Annotated in this window: 16 protein-coding genes, 2 tRNA genes, 3 rRNA genes, 1 other RNA gene, 1 pseudogene and 1 other annotated feature; of the genes and pseudogenes, 21 read left to right on the forward strand and 2 right to left on the reverse strand. The window is 36.4% G+C overall.

The window, feature by feature from the left end; all coding sequences use genetic code 11:
• Nucleotides 1-200 precede the first annotated feature (200 nt).
• The 6 genes from HYG84_RS05380 to HYG84_RS05405 all read left to right on the forward strand — a co-directional run bounded on the left by HYG84_RS05380 (nt 201) and on the right by HYG84_RS05405 (nt 8,293).
• Nucleotides 201-1,061 (forward strand): DUF4438 domain-containing protein, encoded by an 861-nt coding sequence (locus tag HYG84_RS05380; protein WP_212381093.1) that lies wholly within the window; start codon nt 201-203, stop codon nt 1,059-1,061.
• 396 nt (nt 1,062-1,457) lie between these two features.
• Nucleotides 1,458-2,986, forward strand: a 16S ribosomal RNA gene (locus tag HYG84_RS05385).
• A gap of 182 nt (nt 2,987-3,168) precedes the next feature.
• A 23S ribosomal RNA gene (locus HYG84_RS05390) occupies nt 3,169-6,105 on the forward strand.
• A gap of 202 nt (nt 6,106-6,307) precedes the next feature.
• A 5S ribosomal RNA gene (gene rrf / locus HYG84_RS05395) occupies nt 6,308-6,424 on the forward strand.
• Together the 16S, 23S and 5S rRNA genes form the textbook arrangement of a ribosomal RNA operon.
• Nucleotides 6,425-6,603: 179 nt before the next feature.
• Nucleotides 6,604-7,122, forward strand: a complete 519-nt coding sequence (locus HYG84_RS05400; RefSeq protein WP_212381094.1) for a transcription repressor NadR — start codon at nt 6,604-6,606, stop codon at nt 7,120-7,122.
• Nucleotides 7,123-7,243: 121 nt separating this feature from the next.
• Nucleotides 7,244-8,293: a PTS transporter subunit IIC gene (locus tag HYG84_RS05405; protein WP_212381095.1), complete on the forward strand. Its 1,050-nt coding sequence runs from the start codon at nt 7,244-7,246 to the stop codon at nt 8,291-8,293.
• 28 nt (nt 8,294-8,321) lie between these two features.
• Here HYG84_RS05405 and HYG84_RS05410 read toward each other — a convergent pair whose 3' ends face one another.
• Nucleotides 8,322-8,516, reverse strand: coding sequence for a hypothetical protein (locus HYG84_RS05410; protein WP_212381096.1), 195 nt, complete (start codon nt 8,514-8,516; stop codon nt 8,322-8,324).
• 203 nt (nt 8,517-8,719) lie between these two features.
• Nucleotides 8,720-8,933, forward strand: a binding site (T-box leader).
• A 51-nt stretch (nt 8,934-8,984) separates the two neighbouring features.
• Here HYG84_RS05410 and serS point away from each other — a divergent pair.
• The 5 genes from serS to HYG84_RS05435 all read left to right on the forward strand — a co-directional run bounded on the left by serS (nt 8,985) and on the right by HYG84_RS05435 (nt 13,384).
• Complete coding sequence (gene serS, locus HYG84_RS05415) at nt 8,985-10,262, forward strand: serine--tRNA ligase (protein WP_212381097.1); 1,278 nt, start codon at nt 8,985-8,987, stop codon at nt 10,260-10,262.
• Nucleotides 10,263-10,399: 137 nt separating this feature from the next.
• On the forward strand, nt 10,400-10,588 hold the full coding sequence (locus tag HYG84_RS05420) for a hypothetical protein (RefSeq protein WP_212381098.1): 189 nt from the start codon (nt 10,400-10,402) through the stop codon (nt 10,586-10,588).
• 312 nt (nt 10,589-10,900) lie between these two features.
• Complete coding sequence (locus HYG84_RS05425) at nt 10,901-11,371, forward strand: Dps family protein (protein WP_212381099.1); 471 nt, start codon at nt 10,901-10,903, stop codon at nt 11,369-11,371.
• Between the two features lie 191 nt (nt 11,372-11,562).
• A tRNA-Arg gene (locus tag HYG84_RS05430) sits at nt 11,563-11,639 on the forward strand.
• A 332-nt stretch (nt 11,640-11,971) separates the two neighbouring features.
• The gene (locus HYG84_RS05435) at nt 11,972-13,384 is read left to right on the forward strand and encodes a S41 family peptidase (RefSeq protein ID WP_212381100.1); all 1,413 of its coding nucleotides are present in this window, start codon (nt 11,972-11,974) and stop codon (nt 13,382-13,384) included.
• Nucleotides 13,385-13,650: 266 nt separating this feature from the next.
• On the opposite strand, the gene HYG84_RS05440 is transcribed toward HYG84_RS05435, so the two are convergent.
• Nucleotides 13,651-15,669 carry a methyl-accepting chemotaxis protein gene (locus HYG84_RS05440; protein ID WP_212381101.1) on the reverse strand — a complete coding sequence of 673 codons (2,019 nt, stop codon included), beginning with the start codon at nt 15,667-15,669 and terminating at the stop codon, nt 13,651-13,653.
• A gap of 798 nt (nt 15,670-16,467) precedes the next feature.
• On the opposite strand from HYG84_RS05440, the gene HYG84_RS20615 reads away from it, so the two are divergent.
• The 10 genes and pseudogenes from HYG84_RS20615 (at nt 16,468) to HYG84_RS05490 (ending at nt 21,934) form a co-directional block, all read left to right on the forward strand.
• Entirely contained in the window at nt 16,468-16,905 is a 438-nt protein-coding gene (locus HYG84_RS20615; RefSeq protein ID WP_330655586.1) for a tyrosine-type recombinase/integrase, read from the forward strand.
• A gap of 218 nt (nt 16,906-17,123) precedes the next feature.
• Nucleotides 17,124-17,498, forward strand: coding sequence for a DUF6262 family protein (locus tag HYG84_RS05450; protein WP_212381102.1), 375 nt, complete (start codon nt 17,124-17,126; stop codon nt 17,496-17,498).
• Between the two features lie 46 nt (nt 17,499-17,544).
• Nucleotides 17,545-17,871, forward strand: coding sequence for a hypothetical protein (locus HYG84_RS05455; protein WP_212381103.1), 327 nt, complete (start codon nt 17,545-17,547; stop codon nt 17,869-17,871).
• A 160-nt stretch (nt 17,872-18,031) separates the two neighbouring features.
• Nucleotides 18,032-18,361, forward strand: a complete 330-nt coding sequence (locus tag HYG84_RS05460; RefSeq protein WP_212381104.1) for a DUF1801 domain-containing protein — start codon at nt 18,032-18,034, stop codon at nt 18,359-18,361.
• A 222-nt stretch (nt 18,362-18,583) separates the two neighbouring features.
• Nucleotides 18,584-18,922 (forward strand): annotated as a pseudogene (locus HYG84_RS05465) (IS701 family transposase); the annotation flags it as partial.
• Between the two features lie 288 nt (nt 18,923-19,210).
• Complete coding sequence (gene tadA / locus HYG84_RS05470) at nt 19,211-19,663, forward strand: tRNA adenosine(34) deaminase TadA (RefSeq protein WP_330655587.1); 453 nt, start codon at nt 19,211-19,213, stop codon at nt 19,661-19,663.
• Between the two features lie 67 nt (nt 19,664-19,730).
• Nucleotides 19,731-19,819: transfer RNA gene (locus tag HYG84_RS05475), tRNA-Ser, on the forward strand.
• Nucleotides 19,820-19,839: 20 nt separating this feature from the next.
• Nucleotides 19,840-20,104: signal recognition particle sRNA large type (gene ffs / locus HYG84_RS05480), an RNA gene on the forward strand.
• Between the two features lie 237 nt (nt 20,105-20,341).
• Nucleotides 20,342-21,337 (forward strand): lipoate--protein ligase, encoded by a 996-nt coding sequence (locus HYG84_RS05485; RefSeq protein WP_212381105.1) that lies wholly within the window; start codon nt 20,342-20,344, stop codon nt 21,335-21,337.
• A 21-nt stretch (nt 21,338-21,358) separates the two neighbouring features.
• Nucleotides 21,359-21,934, forward strand: a complete 576-nt coding sequence (locus tag HYG84_RS05490) for a GDSL-type esterase/lipase family protein (protein ID WP_212381107.1) — start codon at nt 21,359-21,361, stop codon at nt 21,932-21,934.

Raw genomic sequence — 21,934 nt, forward strand, 5'->3', positions numbered from 1 at the left:
CGACTATGACGTTTATCGTCTGCGCTTATATAGAGAATGAAGTCTATACCAATTTTTAAATAGCTACCTTAAAAAATTGTAGTTCTATACGAGATATAAAAAACGTAAATTTCTTTATAACTATTTAGAAAATAAACAGGAAATTTAACAAAAAAATAGAAGTTTAGATATACGAAATAAATTAAAGGGAGAGATTAATAATGGAAACAAATAAAAGCAAATTAGTGATGCAATCAGTACAGGGTAAAATTCATAGTCCAAGTGCACTACATCCGTATAGAGTTAATAGAGATGGAGTCGCAGAGGTTCTACCAGCAACAGGGGGCATTACTTACAATGTTAAAATAGGTGATAGTTGTATGCAGTGGATAGGAGACCATGTTGAACCTGGCGTTAGTATAAAAAATGAAACTAGAGGTGAAAATGATGCATTAATGCTGCTTTCTTGTATTGGAAATGAAGCAAAAGTTATAACAGGGGATGCTAAAGGTGCTAAAGGCTATGTGACAGGAATGCATGGAGGAATTGACCATGTCTTATTATATTTTAAAGATGAAGACTTAGATAAAATGGCTATTAATGACACAATATTAGTTAAAGCTTATGGGCAAGGCTTTAAAATAGCTGGATACGAGGATGTAACCTGTATGAATATAGATCCGGTGCTATTTGAAAATCTAGGTATTAAAGAAAACGAGGAAGGGGTATTGGAAGTGCCAGTGGTAACGGAAATACCTGCATATTTGATGGGATCAGGCATTGGAAGCACTACAGCTTTTTCAGGAGATTATGATATTATGACTGGTGATTTAGAAGCAAATAAGCAATTTGGCATAGATAAGCTACGATTTGGGGACCTAGTTATGCTTAGAGACTGTGACAATACATATGGAAGACAATATCTAAAAGGATCAGTATCAATAGGAGTTGTTGTTCACAGTGATTGTATTAAGTCAGGACATGGTCCTGGTGTTACTGTTATTATGAGTAGTAAGGCTTCAAAAATAAAAGGTGTTTTAAACAAGGATTCTAATATTGCTAATTACTTAAATATTAAATAGCTTAAATGTAATATGTAATTATAAAATAGTATTGTAAGAGTATGAGAAGAAATAGTAATATATTTTCTTCTCATACTCAAGTAATTCAAGTAATTCATATAAAAAAAGATATACTTTGAATCTTCAAACTTTATTAAATAACAAAAAAGTATATTGACAATCTTATTGTAAAGTGTTAAAGTAAACAAGTCGCTAATCGCAGCGGCAATCATTTCGACAAAAATATTAAAAATGCAAAAAAAAGTGTTGACATAATATTTTAGATATGATATATTAAATAAGTCGCCACAACAAGGCGATAGGGCATAAGCCCTTGAAGAGGTCTTTGAAAACTAAACAGTATAGATTAAGCCAGCAAATAATAAATCCATCTTTAAAAGATGGTACCCAGAAATTTTATTTAAGAGTTTGATCCTGGCTCAGGATGAACGCTGGCGGCGTGCCTAACACATGCAAGTCGAGCGGAGTTATTTTCAGGAAGCCTTCGGGTGGAATGATTTTAATTTAGCGGCGGACGGGTGAGTAACGCGTGGGCAACCTACCCTGTACAGGGGAATAACAATGGGAAACCATTGCTAATACCCCATAATACCTTTTAGGGGCATCCCTAAAAGGTCAAAGAATTTCGGTATAGGATGGGCCCGCGTCTGATTAGCTAGTTGGTGAGGTAATGGCTCACCAAGGCGACGATCAGTAGCCGGCCTGAGAGGGTGAACGGCCACACTGGAACTGAGACACGGTCCAGACTCCTACGGGAGGCAGCAGTGGGGAATATTGCACAATGGGGGAAACCCTGATGCAGCAACGCCGCGTGAGCGATGAAGGCTTTCGAGTCGTAAAGCTCTGTCCTAAGGGAAGATAATGACGGTACCTTAGGAGGAAGCCCCGGCTAACTACGTGCCAGCAGCCGCGGTAATACGTAGGGGGCAAGCGTTATCCGGAATCATTGGGCGTAAAGGGTGCGTAGGCGGCCCTATGGGTCAGAGGTTAAAGGCTACGGCTCAACCGTAGTAAGCCTTTGAAACTGTAGGGCTTGAGTGCAGGAGAGGAGAGTGGAATTCCTAGTGTAGCGGTGAAATGCGTAGATATTAGGAGGAACACCAGTGGCGAAGGCGACTCTCTGGACTGCAACTGACGCTGAGGCACGAAAGCGTGGGTAGCGAACAGGATTAGATACCCTGGTAGTCCACGCCGTAAACGATGAGTGCTAGGTGTTGGGGGTCAAACCTCGGTGCCGCAGTTAACGCATTAAGCACTCCGCCTGGGGAGTACGTTCGCAAGAATGAAACTCAAAGGAATTGACGGGGACCCGCACAAGCAGCGGAGCATGTGGTTTAATTCGAAGCAACGCGAAGAACCTTACCTGGACTTGACATCCCTCGGACAGCTTTTTAATCGAAGCCTTCCCTTCGGGGACTGAGGTGACAGGTGGTGCATGGTTGTCGTCAGCTCGTGTCGTGAGATGTTGGGTTAAGTCCCGCAACGAGCGCAACCCTTGTCTTTAGTTGCCAGCAGTTCGGCTGGGCACTCTAGAGAGACTGCCGGGGATAACTCGGAGGAAGGTGGGGATGACGTCAAATCATCATGCCCCTTATGTTCAGGGCTACACACGTGCTACAATGGCCGATACAACGGGCAGCCAAGGAGTAATCCGGAGCGAATCCTACAAAATCGGTCCCAGTTCGGATTGTGGGCTGAAACTCGCCCACATGAAGTCGGAGTTGCTAGTAATCGCGGATCAGAATGTCGCGGTGAATGCGTTCCCGGGTCTTGTACACACCGCCCGTCACACCACGGGAGTCGGAAGCACCCGAAGCCAGCTATCCAACCTTTATTGGAGGAAGCTGTCGAAGGTGAAGCCAATGACTGGGGTGAAGTCGTAACAAGGTAGCCGTATCGGAAGGTGCGGCTGGATCACCTCCTTTCTAAGGAGAATTGGCAATCTATACTGTCTAGTTTTGAGAGACCTCTCTCACTAAGTATTATCAACATACTAGCTATATGCTAGAGGTTAGTAATGCTTTGATAAATAGTTCCTTGAAAACTACACAATGTTAGAAATAGTAAAGCAATCATCAATGCGATAGCATTAGATGAATATTAGCATGGTCAAGCTAATAAGGGCAGAAGGCGGATGCCTTGGCACCAGGAGTCGATGAAGGACGTGGTAAGCTGCGATAAGCCTCGGGGAGATGCAAGCAATCTTTGATCCGGGGATTTCCGAATGGGGAAACCTACTTAGGTTAATACCTAAGTATCTATTACTCAATCAATAGGTAATAGAAGACATACCAGGGGAACTGAAACATCTAAGTACCCTGAGGAAGAGAAAGAAAAATCGATTCCCTAAGTAGCGGCGAGCGAAAGGGGATAAGCCCAAACCGATAGGGTTTTCTCTATCGGGGTTGCGGACCGGTCATATATGATGACTCATCGTAATAGAAGAGGTTTGGAAAGACTCACCATAGAAGGTAATAGTCCTGTACATGAAACGATGATATTCTAGACCGTGATCCAGAGTACCACGAGGCACGTGAAACCTTGTGGGAAGCAGGGGGGACCACCCCCCAAGGCTAAATACTACCTGGTGACCGATAGCGCATAGTACCGTGAGGGAAAGGTGAAAAGAACCCCGGAAGGGGAGTGAAATAGAACCTGAAACCTTCTGCTTACAAACTGTGGGAGCACTTTTTATGTGTGACCGCGTACTTTTTGTAGAACGGGCCAACGAGTTACGGTATGGAGCAAGGTTAAGCACCTATGGTGCGAAGCCGTAGGGAAACCGAGTCTTAATAGGGCGTCTAGTTTCATGCCGTAGACCCGAAACCGGGCGACCTACCCATGGTCAGGATGAAGCGGAAGTAAAATTTCGTGGAGGTCCGAACCGATTGACGTTGAAAAGTCACCGGATGAACTGTGGGTAGCGGTGAAATTCCAATCGAGCCCGGAGATAGCTGGTTCTCGCCGAAATAGCTTTAGGGCTAGCCTCGAGGTTAAGAGATACGGAGGTAGAGCACTGAATGGTCTAGGGGCCTTCACCGGTTACCAAAACCTATCAAACTCCGAATGCCGTTATCTTTTACTCGGGAGTCAGACTGCGAGTGATAAGATCCGTAGTCAAGAGGGAAAGAGCCCAGACCATCAGCTAAGGTCCCAAAGTATACGTTAAGTGGAAAAGGATGTGGAGTTGCATAGACAACCAGGATGTTGGCTTAGAAGCAGCCATTCATTCAAAGAGTGCGTAATAGCTCACTGGTCGAGTGATTCTGCGCCGAAAATGTCCGGGGCTCAAACGTATCACCGAAGCTATGGATCCGTAAGGATGGTAGGCGAGCGTTCTATATAGGTTGAAGCTGTACCGGAAGGAGCAGTGGACTGTATAGAAGTGAGAATGTTGGCATGAGTAACGAGAGGCAGGTGAGAATCCTGCCCGTCGAAAACCTAAGGTTTCCTGAGGAAGGCTCGTCCGCTCAGGGTTAGTCGGGACCTAAGCCCAGGCCGAAAGGCGTAGGCGATGGACAACAGGTTGAAATTCCTGTACCACCTAAAATCGTTTGAGAGATGGAGTGACACAGTAGGATAGGCTCAGCGCACCGTTGGTTGTGTGCGTCTAAGCTGGTAGGGAGTTAGAAGAGGCAAATCCCTTTTAACATTAATCCTGAGAAGTGATGGGGAGCGAAATTTAAGTAGCGAACTGGCTGATTCCACACTGTCGAGAAAAGCTTCTATCGAGATTTCTAGGTGCCCGTACCGCAAACCGACACAGGTAGGTGAGGAGAGAATCCTAAGACGATCGGGAGAACTATTGTTAAGGAACTCGGCAAAATGACCCCGTAACTTCGGGATAAGGGGAGCCGGTTTTGGTTAAAGATTTACTCTGTAAGCCTCAACCGGCCGCAGAGAATAGGCCCAAGCGACTGTTTACCATAAACATAGGTCTCTGCTAAGTCGAAAGACGACGTATAGGGGCTGACGCCTGCCCGGTGCTGGAAGGTTAAGGGGAATTGTTAGCATCTGCGAAGCAATGAACTTAAGCCCCAGTAAACGGCGGCCGTAACTATAACGGTCCTAAGGTAGCGAAATTCCTTGTCGGGTAAGTTCCGACCCGCACGAAAGGCGTAACGATTTGGGCGCTGTCTCAACAATAGACCCGGTGAAATTGTAATACCAGTGAAGATGCTGGTTACCCGCGACAGGACGGAAAGACCCCGTGGAGCTTTACTGCAACTTGACATTGGATTTCGGTGCTACATGTACAGCATAGGTGGGAGACTTAGAAGCTGGGACGCCAGTCTCAGTGGAGTCATCGTTGGGATACCACTCTTGTAGTACTGAAGTTCTAACCATAGACTGTGAATCCAGTCTTGGGACACTGTCAGGTGGGCAGTTTGACTGGGGCGGTCGCCTCCCAAAAAGTAACGGAGGCGCCCAAAGGTTCCCTCAGCACGGTCGGAAATCGTGCGTAGAGTGTAAAGGCAAAAGGGAGCTTGATTGCGAGACATACAGGTCGAGCAAGGACGAAAGTCGGGCTTAGTGATCCGGTGGTTCCGAGTGGAAGGGCCATCGCTCAACGGATAAAAGCTACCCCGGGGATAACAGGCTTATCTCCCCCAAGAGTCCACATCGACGGGGAGGTTTGGCACCTCGATGTCGGCTCATCACATCCTGGGGCTGTAGTAGGTCCCAAGGGTTGGGCTGTTCGCCCATTAAAGTGGTACGCGAGCTGGGTTCAGAACGTCGTGAGACAGTTCGGTCCCTATCCGTCGCGGGCGCAGGAAATTTGAGAGGAGCTGTCCTTAGTACGAGAGGACCGGGATGGACGCACCTCTGGTGTACCAGTTGTTCTGCCAAGAGCATCGCTGGGTAGCTAAGTGCGGAAGGGATAAGTGCTGAAGGCATCTAAGCACGAAGCCCCCCTCAAGATAAGATTTCCCACTCCGTAAGGAGGTAAGACCCCAAGAAGACTACTTGGTTGATAGGCCTAGGGTGTAAGTGCAGCAATGTACTTAGCTGATAGGTACTAATAGGTCGAGGGCTTGACCAATATATTCTAACATTGTATAGTTTTGAGGGAATTTTATGACCTAACCCAATTTATGAAATAAATTGATGGTAGGTTAAAGGCAATGAGCACCAAATTTGTATGACCGTAAGGGAATAAACAAATTTGCTATGCGAAACTGCAAAGTATTAAGATTCTCTTGAAAATTATTGACGAAGATGATACAATAAGAATCTAGTCAAAATATCGTGGCAATAGCGAAGGGGTCACACCTGTTCCCATACCGAACACAGTAGTTAAGCCCTTCAGCGCTGATGGTACTTGGCGGGAAGCTGCCTGGGAGAGTAGGTCGCTGCGATATATTTAAGAACACAGTTACAATTTATGTAACTGTGTTTTTTATTGTCTAGGGAATAATAAATATAGTTTCATGTGAAACTACAGGGTATAAAACAAAGTTTTAATTTAAAGGGAAGCTGTCCTTCATACGAATTTATGATAAAATATAAGAAATAATCCTATATAGAAAGAAGTGATATTATGACCAGTACAGAAAGAAGAAATGCTATAATAAATAAATTAAAGAATAACGTGGAGCCTATTAAAGGTACAGATTTAGCGAAGTTTTTTAATATATCAAGGCAAGTTATTGTACAGGATATTGCACTTTTAAGAGCCCAAGGAGAGGATATTATTGCAACTCCACAAGGTTATATGATTCCTATAAAAAAAGATAATAGAATAACAAAACGAATTGTTTGTAAGCATGAAGGGTATAATGCTATTGAAGAAGAGCTTCAAATTATGATAGATTATGGTGCAACAATAATTGATGTAATAGTAGAACATCCACTATATGGAGAAATAACTAGTGTACTCAACATAAATCATAAAAGAGATCTAGAGTATTTTATTAATACAATTACTAAAAAGAAAGCGGAACCCCTTGCTACATTAACAGATGGTATTCATATTCATACTATAGAAGTTGCTAATGAAGAAATATTTCAAGAGTTAAAAAAAGCATTAAATAAAAAAGGATACTTGATTAATGACTAACAATATGTTATATTTTTATAGATAGGTGACAAGACAGCAGTAAATACATGTAATACAATTTATTGATTAAGTCACTATAATCTATTAGATGAAATTACATTTTCATATTGGAGGAGTGCAGATGAGAATTAATGACAGGCAAGTATCGCTAAAAGATTATATTACGAAGGCGCTTAACGGCATGGCCCTTGGACTTTTCTCTTCTTTAATTATTGGACTTATTTTAAAGCAAATTGGAGAATTGGCTAATGTCCAAATTTTAGTATCCTTTGGCCAGGTTGCACAATTTTTAATGGGACCAGCTATAGGAGCAGGAGTAGCTTATTCTATTGGGGCACCTCCATTAGCAATATTTGCATCATTAATAACTGGAGCTATAGGTGCAAATACAATTTTTTTAACTGAGGTAGGTTCATATAGTATTAAAACTGGGGAGCCAGTAGGCGCATTTGTAGCAGCACTAATTGGAGCTGAGATTGTAAAGTGGATTGCAGGCAAAACAAAGGTAGATATTGTACTAATTCCAGCTGCTACAATCGTAATAGGAGGATTAGTGGGTAACTTTATAGCACCTAGCGTTACAATAATGATGACATTCTTAGGAAGATTAATTAATGATGTAACTGTGCTTCATCCAATACCTATGGGTATATTGTTAGCTGTATTAATGGGAATGATATTAACCCTTCCTATAAGTAGTGCAGCTTTAGCTATTTCGTTAGGATTAAATGGTTTAGCTGCAGGAGCTGCTGTAGTAGGTTGTTCTACTCAAATGATAGGTTTTGCTGTGGCGAGCTATAAAGAAAATGGTATAGGTGGTTTTATTGCTCAAGGGTTAGGTACAAGTATGCTTCAAGTACCTAATATTATTAGAAATCCATTAATATGGATACCGCCAACCTTAGCTAGTGCATTTTTAGGTCCTTTAGCAACGACTATAATTAGAATGGAAAATAACAGTATTGGAGCAGGAATGGGTACAAGTGGATTAGTAGGTCAGTTTGGGGCATTTGTTACTATGGTTACTCAAAATGGTGAAACAGCTTCAATTGTGCTGATTAAAATAGCGTTGCTCCATTTTATTTTACCTGCTTTGCTAACTCTTCTTATTTCATTATTTATGAGAAGGCAAGGTTGGATTAAAGAAGGGGATATGAAGTTAAGTCAATAAAACATAATTAAAGCAATTAAGAATTGCTCTAACAACCAGTTCTTAATTGCTTTAATTCTTCCAAAGACATATTATCTAAATAATAGGACTTTCTAGCGAATTCTTGCCTAGTAATAACATTCTTTTCTATTAAAAGCTCTATTAAGGTAGCTATTGCCAATGTGTTTCTATAGTCAATTTCTTTTAAATCTCCTATTTGGCCTACTAAATTAACTTGATTCATTAAAATTTCCCCCTTATAATTCTAAAGTATGTGTTAATGATCTATTTGAATTATAGCCTAATAATATTAAAATATACAAAATGCTTGTACAATGAAACATAAAATGTATAATTTTTTAAAGATATTCATAAAATAAATATAATTTTAAAATATGACTTGAAGTTTTTATATAATTATGATAACATACACTTCAATAATATATTTATAATACGAAGAAGAGAAATAGTAGGCAAGTAGCTTCTTAAGAGAGTCGATGGGTGGTGTGAATCGATGAGGCGAGTTGTTGAATCCATCTCTGAGTGTTCTACTGAAAAATAAGTAGGTAGAAACGGCTAGCATACGTTATAATGCTTAAGGTGGATTAGTATAGCTAATCAACTAGGGTGGCAACGCGGAGTTAAGTCTTTCGTCCCTTTTATTAGGGATGGAGGGCTTTTTTTAATGTATAAATAAAGAGGAGGTAGTAATGTGTTAGATATTAGAAGAATACGAACAAATCTAGATGAAATTAAAGCAGCTATGGCTAGAAGAGGAGAAAAAGATTTTAGCTTAGATGAAGTTGTTGAGCTGGATGAGCAAAGGAGAGCCTTGCTTCAGCAGGTAGAGAATATGAAAAATGAGCAGAATACAGTATCTAAGGAAATTCCCAGACTAAAGAAAGAAGGAAAAGATGTTGCAGAAGTAATGGCAAAAATGAAAGACCTGTCAGCACAAATTAAGGAGTTAGATGGACAGGTTAAAGAAGTAGAGGATAAACTAGAATATGCCCTGCTTAGAATACCTAATGTACCTCATCCAGATGTACCACAAGGAGAAACTGACGATGATAATATTGAAATAAGAACATGGTCAAATCCGACTAAATTTGATTTCGAGCCAAAGGCACATTGGGATATAGCTACAAGCCTTAATATTATTGATTTTGAGGCCGCTTCAAAGATAACAGGAGCAAGATTTGCGTTATACAGAGGGGTGGGTGCAAGGCTAGAAAGAGCTTTAATTAACTTTATGTTAGATTTGCATACTGGCGAGCATGGATATACGGAAGTTTTACCTCCATTTATGGTAAATAGAAATAGTATGACTGGTACGGGACAATTACCTAAATTTGAAGATGATGCTTTTAAAATACCACAAAAAGATTATTTCTTAGTGCCTACAGCAGAGGTTCCTGTTACTAATATGCATAGGGATGAGATTATCGATGAAGAGAAGCTACCATTATATTACGTAGCGTACACTCCTTGTTTCCGTTCCGAAGCAGGTTCAGCTGGTCGAGATACCAGAGGATTAATTAGACAACATCAATTTAACAAGGTAGAGCTTGTTAAGTTTGTTAAGCCGGAAGAATCCTATAAAGAACTTGAAAAGCTAACAAATAACGCAGAGAAGGTATTACAGTTATTAGAAATACCTTATAGGGTAGTGAAGATATGTACTGGAGATTTAGGTTTTACTGCGGCATTTAAATATGATATTGAAGTATGGATGCCAAGCTATAATCGTTATGTTGAAATTTCTTCTTGTAGTAACTTTGAAGACTTTCAAGCAAGAAGAGCTAATATTAGATTCCGTCCTGAGGAAAAGGGTAAAGTAGAATTTGTTCATACATTAAATGGATCTGGGCTTGCAGTAGGTAGAACAGTGGCTGCCATATTAGAAAATTTTCAAGATGATGAAGGAAATGTAGTTATACCTGAAGCGTTGAGGGGCTACATGGGAGGAATTGAAGTTATCTCTAAATAATAAAATAGTATAATTTTAGGTAGGCAGTGTATATAGATTCTTATATATACTGCTTATTTATGTATAATAGAAGTATAATTAAATGGTTAAAATATTAATGGTAACTATTAGAAATGTGAACTATTTGGAGGTTAAAAATGAAAAAGAAAAAAGTTGATAAATTCATTTTAGAAAGAAGCTTTAATTATAATTATGAAGAAGATGTTTATGATAGATTAAAATCTATAGAAAACAATAGGAATGACTTTTATACAAATAGATCAAAGATGAAAAGACCTGAATATGATTATGAGGAAGATGCCTATGAGCCAGAAATAGAAGAATAGATTTTATAGATATTCTGGTTTAAATTAAACTACATTGGGAAATCTTAATAGAGGAAAGTAAAATATAAAAAACAAAATAATTTTTAAATAATATGTTTAACTCCTTAATATATATGATGCAGATATGGGTAACCATGGACATTTCAAATGTAATGAATGTGGTAAAATTTACGATTTCTACATTATATCTGATCCAACAGAAAAAGCAGAATTGAAAAATTTTAAAATCATGAAAAAAAGTGTTTATTATAAAGGCATTTGTCAAGAATGTCTGTCAAATAAAAAATAAAAATTTAAGGAGGAATAAGAATTATGAATGTACAAATCGGATTAGATGTTAAAGGCAGTGAGGAAGTTTCAAAAGTTTTAAATCAATATTTAGCTAACTTACACGTTCTATATACTAAACTTCATAACTATCATTGGAATGTAGAAGGTAAAAGTTTCTTCCAGCTCCATGCTAAATTAGAAGAACTTTATAACAATACCGCTGAGGAATTAGATGCAGTAGCAGAAAGAATTCTAACACTAGGATTTAGACCAGCTGCATCTCTGAAGGAGTATTTAGAGCTTGCAACTTTAAAGGAAGTTAAAAGTGAACCAATGACAGGAGAAGCTATAGTTAAAGATCTTCAAAAAGATTTTGAAACTTTAATTGCTGAATTAAGAACAGCTTTAAAAATAGCTGATCAAAATGATGATCAAGTAACAGTAGACTTATTTGTAGGAAGTATTGGTAATTTAGAAAAAACATTATGGATGTTCCGAGCTTATTTAAGCTAATAAAATAAATATGTATTATAAAAAGGAAGCCATACTTAGTATATTTTATATATAAGATTGGCTTTCTTTTTTTATGATATATAATAGGAATGCTAAAATGGTTATATTACAATGCTGATATGGTAAAATAAGTAAAAATATTGACCCAGTTTTAAATTTATGTTAGAATAAAAAATATATGATTCTACCATGCACCTGTAGCTCAGTAGGATAGAGCAACGGTTTCCTAAACCGTGTGTCGGACGTTCGAATCGTCTCAGGTGCACCATATAAAAATAAACAAACCCAATACCTATAAGGTATTGGGTTTGTTTATTTTTAAGTATATATTATAATTGTTGACCAAATGTTGGCCAATTGGGCAACAATGGGCAACATCATATTTAAGTTAGACAAAGTCCCATAGATTTTTAGGGCTTTGTCTTTTTTATTTTTCAGGTTTATTTATATTGTTTTTAAAAACGACAACACTACTACTGGAAATATTGGTACAATATACCTAATGGTTTTAGAGATTATACATAAGTTAAAGGGGGAGATGATCAATATGAAAAAATTTTTAAGTAAAGTTAAAGTAACAGAGAGCGAGGTGTTACGGTAATGAAAAAATTGCTTCGTCAATTCAACGTGATTGCCATAATATTAATGGCAATGTTGGTTTTTACCGCATGTGGAAACTCCGTGGAACAGTTGATATCTAATGAACAGCTGACAATGGAAGATTTTTTAAATGACTTTGATTACATGATGCAAACAATGGAAGACACATTTCCATATTTTGGCGTGGTAGAAAGAAGATTAGGTGTGGATATAAGGGGGCTGGGGCGGGAAACACGGGCTATGATAGAGAATTACCCTTATTCTCTTGAAGGCCTTGCAAGTGAACTGGGTATTTCCTTGGAGGATATGCCTGAATTAGATGAACAAATTTTTTGGAGCATTATTCGCCATGAATTTTTCTCGCATTTTTTAGGATTTATCCATACCTATCCGCTGGATTCTGGGTTATATAATATGCTTCAACTCCCTTATTCAAGTCCCTCGAGTCCTCTTTACACATCCCATAATCACCATGTCTTCACTAATCCTACTTCTCAAAGATTTTACCAAAAACAGGAAGATTTTTTCAATACTCTTGCCGAAGAGAAAGGAGCTCTTTTGCAATTTATTTTTCGCGGTTACCCTCCAGTTCAGGTGCCGAGCAGTATAGTTAAAACAGAAATTATTGAGGAAGATAAGATAGCCTATTTAAATGTGCCAAGCTTTTTGAGTTTCAATGTAAATACTAACGATACCTTGAAAACATTTTACCGTAATATCAATAAATATGAGCATTTGATTATTGATATCAGGGACAATGGCGGAGGATCACCAGATATTTGGAGAATGCTTATTATGAAACCCCTTTGGCCAGAAAGGAATAATATGCCCGATATGCCTTTGTACGCTTTTTATAAAGGAAGTAAGCTTGGGAAATCTTTAGGGGCAGAGAATCTTAAAATTGAAGCACAGAATTCACGTAATATACCTGAAACTGATTACTTGCTTACAATGACGGAAATTATGGAAGCAAATAATTTGCCACATATTAATGAGGACGATGTACAAGATTTAGCTTATGGTGTCAGGTTTAATACCAGTATTAGCAATATCGAATGGCGGCATATGCACCAGTTAAGGATCCCAAATATCTTTTATCCCTTCTATGGAAAAATATGGATTTTGATCAATGGCAACAATTACTCAGGTGCTGCGCTGTTTGCCCGCCATGCAAAAGAAATGGGCTTTGCTACTCTTGTGGGAGAGCAGACCGGTGGCGCATATACTACAAGCTCTGGGTGGTTCTTTGCTTTACCCAACACCGGGATTATATTAAGGTGGGATATAGACTATTTAACTGACAGTTATGGCCGCGCTTTAAATGAGTTTCCCACCACCCCTCACCACTCTAACCGTCCCGGTATGGATGCGCTGGAGACCGTTTTGCAGTTAATAGAAGAAGGCAGCTTTTGATAGCAAAGAACGCAGGACATTCTAATTACAAGGCAAAGGGATATAATCATAGAAAGATAAGAGATATCTTTTCTTTAGATAGGCAAGTAATGCTATTAGACCTATAATAATTTATCACATATAAAAATAATGAGCAGGAAAGTTTGCAAGCTAAAGAAGACATTAAAAATCAGATAATATAAAAGGTCATCCTTTAGAAGATTTTTAAAGGATGACCTTTTTTGAAATTACAGAGGTTATGGTTGTATATTATAAAATATCTAAGCCTATACCTTAAATCTGAGAATTAGTTCTTGCAGAGATTGAGCCATTTCTGCTAAATCTTCACTTGCGCTAGCAATTTCTTCTGCCGATGCTGTCTGTTCCTCTATTGTAGCAGATGCTTCCTCAGTAGAGGCTGCATTTTGCTCAGCTACTACAGAAAGCATACTGATATTATTTGATACATTATCATTACTCTGTTTCATTTTTTTACTAGAATCATCTATTGCTCTAACTAATTTTTCAGAATCTTTAATTGCATCTGTTATTAAGTCAAATGTATTTCCGGTTAAGCCTACACTTTGTTCTTGGTGTTTAACGAGAGCATTTGCCTCTTTCATTTTCATAACTGCCATTTCAGCATCATCCAACAGATTTTTTACAATTTGATTAATTATTTCTGTAGAATTTCTAGATTGCTCAGCTAGTTTACGAATTTCATCTGCGACAACAGCAAAGCCTCTTCCGTGTTCGCCTGCTCTTGCTGCTTCGATCGAAGCATTTAAAGCAAGAAGATTTGTCTGATCTGCAATGCTGAGAATCAGGTTGCTGGCTTCACTAATTTTTGACGAGCTTTCATTTGTTTTTAATATGCTATTAAACACAATATCAGCAGCTGCATTATTTTCTTTCGTATTTGTATTAAGCAATTCAATAGCCTTAAGTCCAGAGCTTACATGTTCATTGATTTTGTTGAAAGCTTCCGAAAGATTTCCTGTTCTCTCAAGGTTTTTTTCAATTTCTAAGCTTAAGTTTTCTAAAACAGTTGAAACTTCAAGTGTATTGTTCGCTTGCTTCGTTGCCCCTTCTGCTATATCTATAATTGTTTGAGCAACTTCCTGAGATGCTGTTGCAGTCTGCTGAGATGTGGCTGTTAGCTCTTCGGATGTAGCTGAGACTTGCTGAGAAGTTTCTGCTACCTGTACTATTAAATCTCTAACATTTTGGGACATACTTTGTAATGAAAAAGCCATTGTTGCAATTTCATCTTTTCTTTTCACAATGGTTTGAATTGTACCTTGATCTATAGTACTAAAGTCTAGATTTGATTTTTTATCAACAATCTCTGTAAGATTTAGAATCGGTTTTGCCAATGTTTTTCCTATGATAAATGAAGCTAAAATTGATATGATAAGTACAAATGCTAATATAAATAATAATGTTTTTGTTAGAGTGCTAGCATCGGATAAAACTTCATTTTGAGAGACTGCACTGACAAAAATCCAAGGAGTACCTTCAATTGATGTGTAGGCATTATACATTTCTTCATTATTAAAGCTATATTTATTAAGTCCAGATTTATTCATTAACATTTCGCTAACAGCTCTTGCTAAATCCTCCAGGGAAGAATCCGTTTTAGCAGCTTCTATTGGTGTAAATTGATCCATTACATAATCCTTATTTGGATGTGTTACAGTAACTCCATTGGTATTTAGGATATATGTATAGCCTGATTCACCGTATCTCCTCTCGCCTATGATATCGAATAATGCATTGCCATCTTTTCTTGCAATGAGTGCTCCTACTACATTATTCTCATCTGTTATTGGAACCGCATACATCAATACTGCAGAGTTCGTTACTTTACTTACAATTACATCTGAAATATTCGGTTCCCCGCTTAAGGCTTTTTTTACATAATCACGATCGGACAAGTCAGTAGTATTATCGTCTAGTATATAGTGTGCTTCACCTTTAAGATTTACGATTGCCATATCTAGATATCCTAGACGCTCAATATCTGCTTTTATTGATTCTTCTTGTAGTGAAAAATCCATTGTTCGTACACGAGCTCTATTGGCTACTTCTTGAAGAATTAAAAGGTCATCTTTTATCGCAATGTGGATTGTTTCTGAACTTAACTCAGTTATCATGCTAAGGGATGTTTCTGCTTGTCGAATCATTGAAGAACGACTCATGAAAATCGAAACACCTCCAATGACAACACAAATAAAAATTACAAATATACTGACATATAAAGCAATTTCCTTAGATATACTTCTATCCGTTCGATTCTTTTCCATTGTATACAACTCCTCATTCTATATTTATTAAGTCTATATTTAAATACACCAGTTTACCAGTTTACGAGTTTAATTAAGCTACCTGATCCTTATCAAGGAAGCCCTGTACAGCTTTTTTAATTGTGGAATAAATTTCGGCACCTTCGATGCTAGATACGAAACTATCAAATATTAATTCTTTAGTAATTTGTTCGCCTACAGCCCCTTTTTACTAGCTGAGGACTTTTAAATTGATACTGGGCATATTTTCTGTCTAGGAAAGGTAGTAGACAAGTAAAAGTATATGTAATAGCCAATAGGTTAACATATCTTTCGATTGTATCTTTGTTTCTGACCATATAGTGACTGAAAGACCAAAAGAATTTATGCTGATAAAACATTAATTCAATGTTCCATCGCATTTGGTAAGTGGTTAGTATTTTGCTTGAAGTTTCATTTTTATTATTGGATTTTATTTTGCTATTTGCAACTTTAATCTCATCAGGATTGATACTACTAGTATATACTCTTATTGTTTTGTTATTTTATGGGACTATTTTAAATTATAAAAATTATCCCATAAAGAACTTCTGTTGTCAATACAAAAAAAGACATTATTCGACAAATTTCGAGTATGCTTTTATAGATATTACTTGCCTCCATCAGTTTTACCAGACATTTCCTCTGCTTAATATATTAGAAATTAAGTTTAAAGGAAGGAATCAATGTGAAAAAGAAGAATTTAAAAGTGTAAATAAAATGATATTAAATTAATAGGTATTATTTAATACTTATGAAGGTAAATTAAAAGGAAAGCCATTGAGTAAACAGGCTTTATTACTCACAATTAAAAGACTTATTATACAAAAAGATATAAGAGATGCCAACCATGAGTTATACCATTTTAGACTCCATTCATTAAGGCATACAAGAGCTAAAGAATATGTAGAGCAGGGTATGGGAATTAGCATTATACAACATATATTAGGTCATCAGAGCCTTCAAATGACAGTTCATTATGCAACAGTAACGGAAAATACACTCTATGAGAAATGGAAGAATACAGAGGATTTAGATTTATTTAGGGTTAATACTGAAACTAATGAACTCGAACAAGTAGACTTAGATTCTGATGATGGTGAAAATCTAATAAGATATGAGTATGTAAAAAAGAATTTGGATGCTGTAAGAGTACCTTCCGGTGTATGTTTTAAGCCTTCTAAATTGCCTTGTAAACAACAAATAAACCATTGCTAAACTTGTGCGAGTTTCTGTACTACAGTTGAAAATATACCTGAATATGAGGAAGAAATTGACAATGTTAAAAAGCAAATAGAAATTAGCGAAAGATGTGGTAGAGAGCTTTGGTCAGAAAAGAATAAAACATACTTAAAATTACTTGAAGATACACTCGAAAGAGTTAGGGAACAAAAAATACTTCATAAAAATGGAACTTCAAGGGAGGCTGTGGTGTAATGACTGACAATACTAAAGGATTGAAGAAATATGCAGAAGAAAAAACAAAAATTACTTTAGATAAGGTTGATAAAGCCATTAGAGAACTCTCTCTTAGTGGAGAAAAAATTAATTTCAATAGTGTGGCGACAGCCAGTGGAGTATCTAAGACATTCTTCTACAATAACAAAGAAGTCAGAGAGAGAATTGAAGATTTAAGGCAAAAGCAAGTTAGTAGAGAAATGAACCAAAGAGTCAAATATGATAAGACAGCTAAATCTAAAGATATTATTATAATGGCTAAAGATAAAAAAATTAAAGAACTTGAAGAAGAAAATAAAAAATTGAAAGAACAATTAGAAATCTTGAGGGGGAAGTTATATGAAAAAATATAAAGTACGCAGTTGTAGATTATGATGAAATAGATGTGGAGGGGATATTATGGTAGGAAAATATAAGGTAATAACTTTGTGTGGGAGCACAAGGTTTAAAGACGAGTTCTTGCAAGTACAAAAACAATTAACTCTAGAAGGTAATATAGTTATTTCAGTAGGATTGTTCGGACATGCTGATGGTGAATTTGGAGATGTCATCACTCCTGAAATTAAACTAATGCTTGACGATATACATAAAAGAAAAATCGATATGTCTGATGAAATTTATGTCATTAACAAAAACGGATACATAGGTGAAAGTACAAAAAGTGAAATAGGATATGCTATAAAAACGGGAAAAAGGGTTAATTATTTAGAGTACCATAATGCCTAGTCTGTTTCAGAATATTTATATATAACGAACTAAAGGCTCTAATAAATTATTTAAAATGATAAGATATGGACTACATAGTTTACATGTAGTCTATGTATAAAATAAGTTAAATTAATCAGTATATAGGGATGTACACTAGATATTTAAAGGAGTGTCTAAAATGAATACAGATATATATGATTATCTAGAAAAATTTGACGAGCCAACAAAACAAAGATTTTATATATTACATAAACTTATCTGCGAAAGCACCTCTAATAACATTGTTGAAAAACTGTGGGTTAAATTACCTTCATTCTATGTAGATGATAATTTTATTCGTATTATTCCGTTTAAGGATCATATTAATATTGAGGCAAGAACTGTTACTTCTCATAGAGATGACTTGTTAGAATACAAGATAACTCCTAAAGGTATGCTACAGATTTTCCATAATCAACAAATTCCAGAAGAAATATTAAAAACAATATTTGAGGAAATCCTTGGATAGTTTACATTTTTGAATTAGATACATATTTTTAAAATTTTATTGCAAATTGCCAATATCACAATCGGAAATAAAAAAACATTATATAATATATTAGGTATCAAGAAATTTAAACTATATAACTTGAGTTGTGCAGTAAAATAGCACAAAATGGATTGGCATATTAGCCAATAATTACATTTCCTAAAAATAGCAAAATAAAAGCATAAGATGACCAAATGTGATAATTTTAAAGAGCTTGCAATGGATTTCATCGATGAATTTGTTCCTGTTACTGATGTTAATTATCTTTTAATTGATTCTTGGTATACATCAGCAAAAGTAATGTTACACGCATTAAGTAAGTCCGAAACCTATACGGTTACAGTAGATAAAGATACTTACTATATCTATAGATATGAAGGAAAGCTTAACGACTTAGAAAATGCAGTTATTCTACTTAATTGGAATATAGAAGTAAGTTATAGATATCATAAAACCTCTTTAGGATTTGATGAATATTAGGTTCAATCACTAAAATCTATAAAACGATTTTGGAGTATGGAATTTATGACTTACACATTTTTTTATTTTAAAACAACTATTACCTAAAAATGTTAATTTATTAGTTTATCCTGATATAATAAGGAGAAATATAGACAAATTTCATAGAATAAGTTATAATAGAACAGTGCTTAAAATTTTTACTACTGTATTTTTTAGGATTTTTGATAAAAATATTGACCAACTTTAAATTAAGCGAATATAGCATTTTCAAGGGTATATTCATTTGAAGGTCTAGATTCCTAAACCCTATGTGGGATGTTGGATTCCTCTTAGGTGGACCATTTACAATATGGAGGCTCAATAATATTGGAAGAAAAATTTATGCTGCTAGCTATAGAGGAAGCCAAGAAAGCATTTAATAAAAAAGAGGTGCCTATAGGGGCTATTATCGTTAAACAAAATAAAGTAATAGCGCGTGCCCATAATTTAAGAGAAATCTCTAAAAATGCCATATCCCATGCAGAGTTAATTGCGATTCAAGATGCATGTAACTTATTAGGGGGATGGAGGTTGACAGATTGCACTTTATATGTTACTATAGAACCCTGTCCTATGTGTGCAGGAGCTATTTTACAGAGTAGAATTAAAAAAGTTGTAATAGGTGCGATGGATGCTAAGGCTGGCGCATGTGGGTCTATATTAAATCTTTTAAATAATCCTAAGTTTAATCATCAAACAGAGATTCAAACTGGGGTTTTAGAAGAAGAGTGCTCTCAATTAATGAAGAATTTTTTCAGGTCTTTAAGAGAAAAGCATTAACAATGAAACTGAGTTAGCGCTGAGTACTACACTTACACTAAATCAAAGATTTGGGTAATTAAAATATGGAGAGATGTCCGAGTTGGCTAAGGGGCACGCCTGGAAAGCGTGTAAGGCCGAAAGGCCCCGCGGGTTCGAGTCCCGCTCTCTCCGCCATTAGAAAGTTTAAAAGTTTGCTGTGCTAGACGGGGAGGTAGCGGTGCCTTGTAACCTGCAATCCGCTATAGCAGGGTTGAAATCCTCTTGGAGGCTCGCACTTTGTAGGGCTGGCCTAAACAAGTGGCGATGAGAATTGGGTCCTACGCAACGAAAAGTCATGAATCCCGTCAGGTCCGGAAGGAAGCAGCGGTAAGTGATCCCTTTCGTGTGCCGCAGGGAAGCCTAATTTGAGTTAACTATTTAGGTAACGCTTATGAAGACGAGTCAAATTGAGGTGCACGGCTTAAAATAATATATTATACAAATCATAAAACCATGAGAATTTTTTATCATGGTTTTTTTTATGCAAAAAACATGTACTTGTGGAGTATTTTAGTAAAATAATGCTTCATTACAAGGCTAAATCCATTTGTCATTGAAAAAGCATATAGTGTCTGTTATAATTTTAAGAAAATATAGAAGATATTATTCAGTACATAAATATATATAAAATTCAAAATTAAAGGGAGAGATAACTAGATGAAGTATATTGAAAATCATTCAACAGACCCACGTTATAACTTAGCTTTTGAAGAATATGTTTTTAAAAATTTAGAATTAGAAGACGGTTATGTTTTATTATGGAGAAACGAGCCTTCAATAATTATAGGAAAAAATCAAAATTCAGTTGAAGAAATTAATATGGAATTTGTAAAGGAAAATAATGTTCATGTTGTTCGTAGAATTACAGGTGGAGGTGCAGTTTATCACGACCTTGGAAACCTAAACTTCTCTTTCATTACAAAGGCTGGAGATATCGGGGAAATTGATTTTAAAACCTATACCATTCCGGTATTAAGGGCATTAGAAAAGTTAGGAATACCATGCGAACTATCGGGTAGAAATGATATTACAATCGATGGGAAGAAGTTTTCTGGTATTGCACAAAGTGTAATAAAGGGTAGGGTGTTAAATCACGGAACTTTACTTTTTAATTCTCAGTTAGATGTACTATCAAATGCATTAAATGTTAAAAGAGATAAAATTGAATCTAAGGGGGTAAAGTCGGTAGCCAGCCGAGTTACAAACATTAAACCCTATGTAAAAGAAGATATTGATGTATTAGAGTTTAGAGACTTAATACTTAAAAATATATTTGAATATGAAAATAAGCCTATTGAAAAGTATGAGCTAACTGAAGAAGATAAAAAAGCTATACAGCAAATGGTAGATGAGAGATATGGTACCTGGGAATGGAACTTTGGTAGATCACCTGAGTTTAACTACAAGGGCTACAAACGCTTTGCTGGCGGCGGTGTAGAGGTAAGGCTTCATGTGGAGAATGGATTAATAGACAATTGCAAAATATATGGAGATTTCTTTGGTACAGGTGATATTGGGGTGTTAGAAGAACATTTTAAAGGTGTAAGATATGATGAAGAATCAGTAAAAGAGATGTTAAAAGATTTCCCGGTCGGTAAGTATTTAGGAAGGATTTCAGAAGAAGAATTTTTAATGTGTTTATTTGATAACTAAATTCCTAGGGAGATGACAAAATTGAAGTTAGTTTGTCTTGGCGATAGTTTAACTTTTGGATTTAAAATGACAAGAAATAATACTTGGCCTCAAATTTTAGAGGAGAATTTAAAAATAAAGGTTATAAACAAAGGTATATGTGGAGATACGACAGGTGGAATGGTGTCTAGATTTGGACGGGATGTTCTAGATGAGAAACCAACCCATCTATTATTAATGGGTGGAGCCAATGATTTGATTTTTAATGTACCTATGCCTATAGTATATTCTAATTTGGCTACTATGATATATCAAGCCTATCACTATAAAATCCAGCCTATTGTTGGTATACATACACCTATGGTGCCATCGATAGCTAGAGAAAACTTTGAGTTTACTGATGATTTTGAAAGAGTTAATAGAGAGTTGATTTTATTAAGAGAGTGGATTTTTAATTTTAGTAATTTAATGAAATTTGAAACAGTAGATTTTTTTAATGAATTTTATGATCCTGTTAAAAAAATTGGCAAAGAAAATTTGTACATTGATGGAGTCCATCCCTCAATAGAGGGAAATAAAATAATGGCACAATTAGTGATTGAAGCTTTAAATATATAA

The organism is Alkaliphilus sp. B6464 (assembly GCF_018141165.1).
Taxonomy (GTDB): Bacteria; Bacillota; Clostridia; order Peptostreptococcales; family Natronincolaceae; genus Alkaliphilus_B.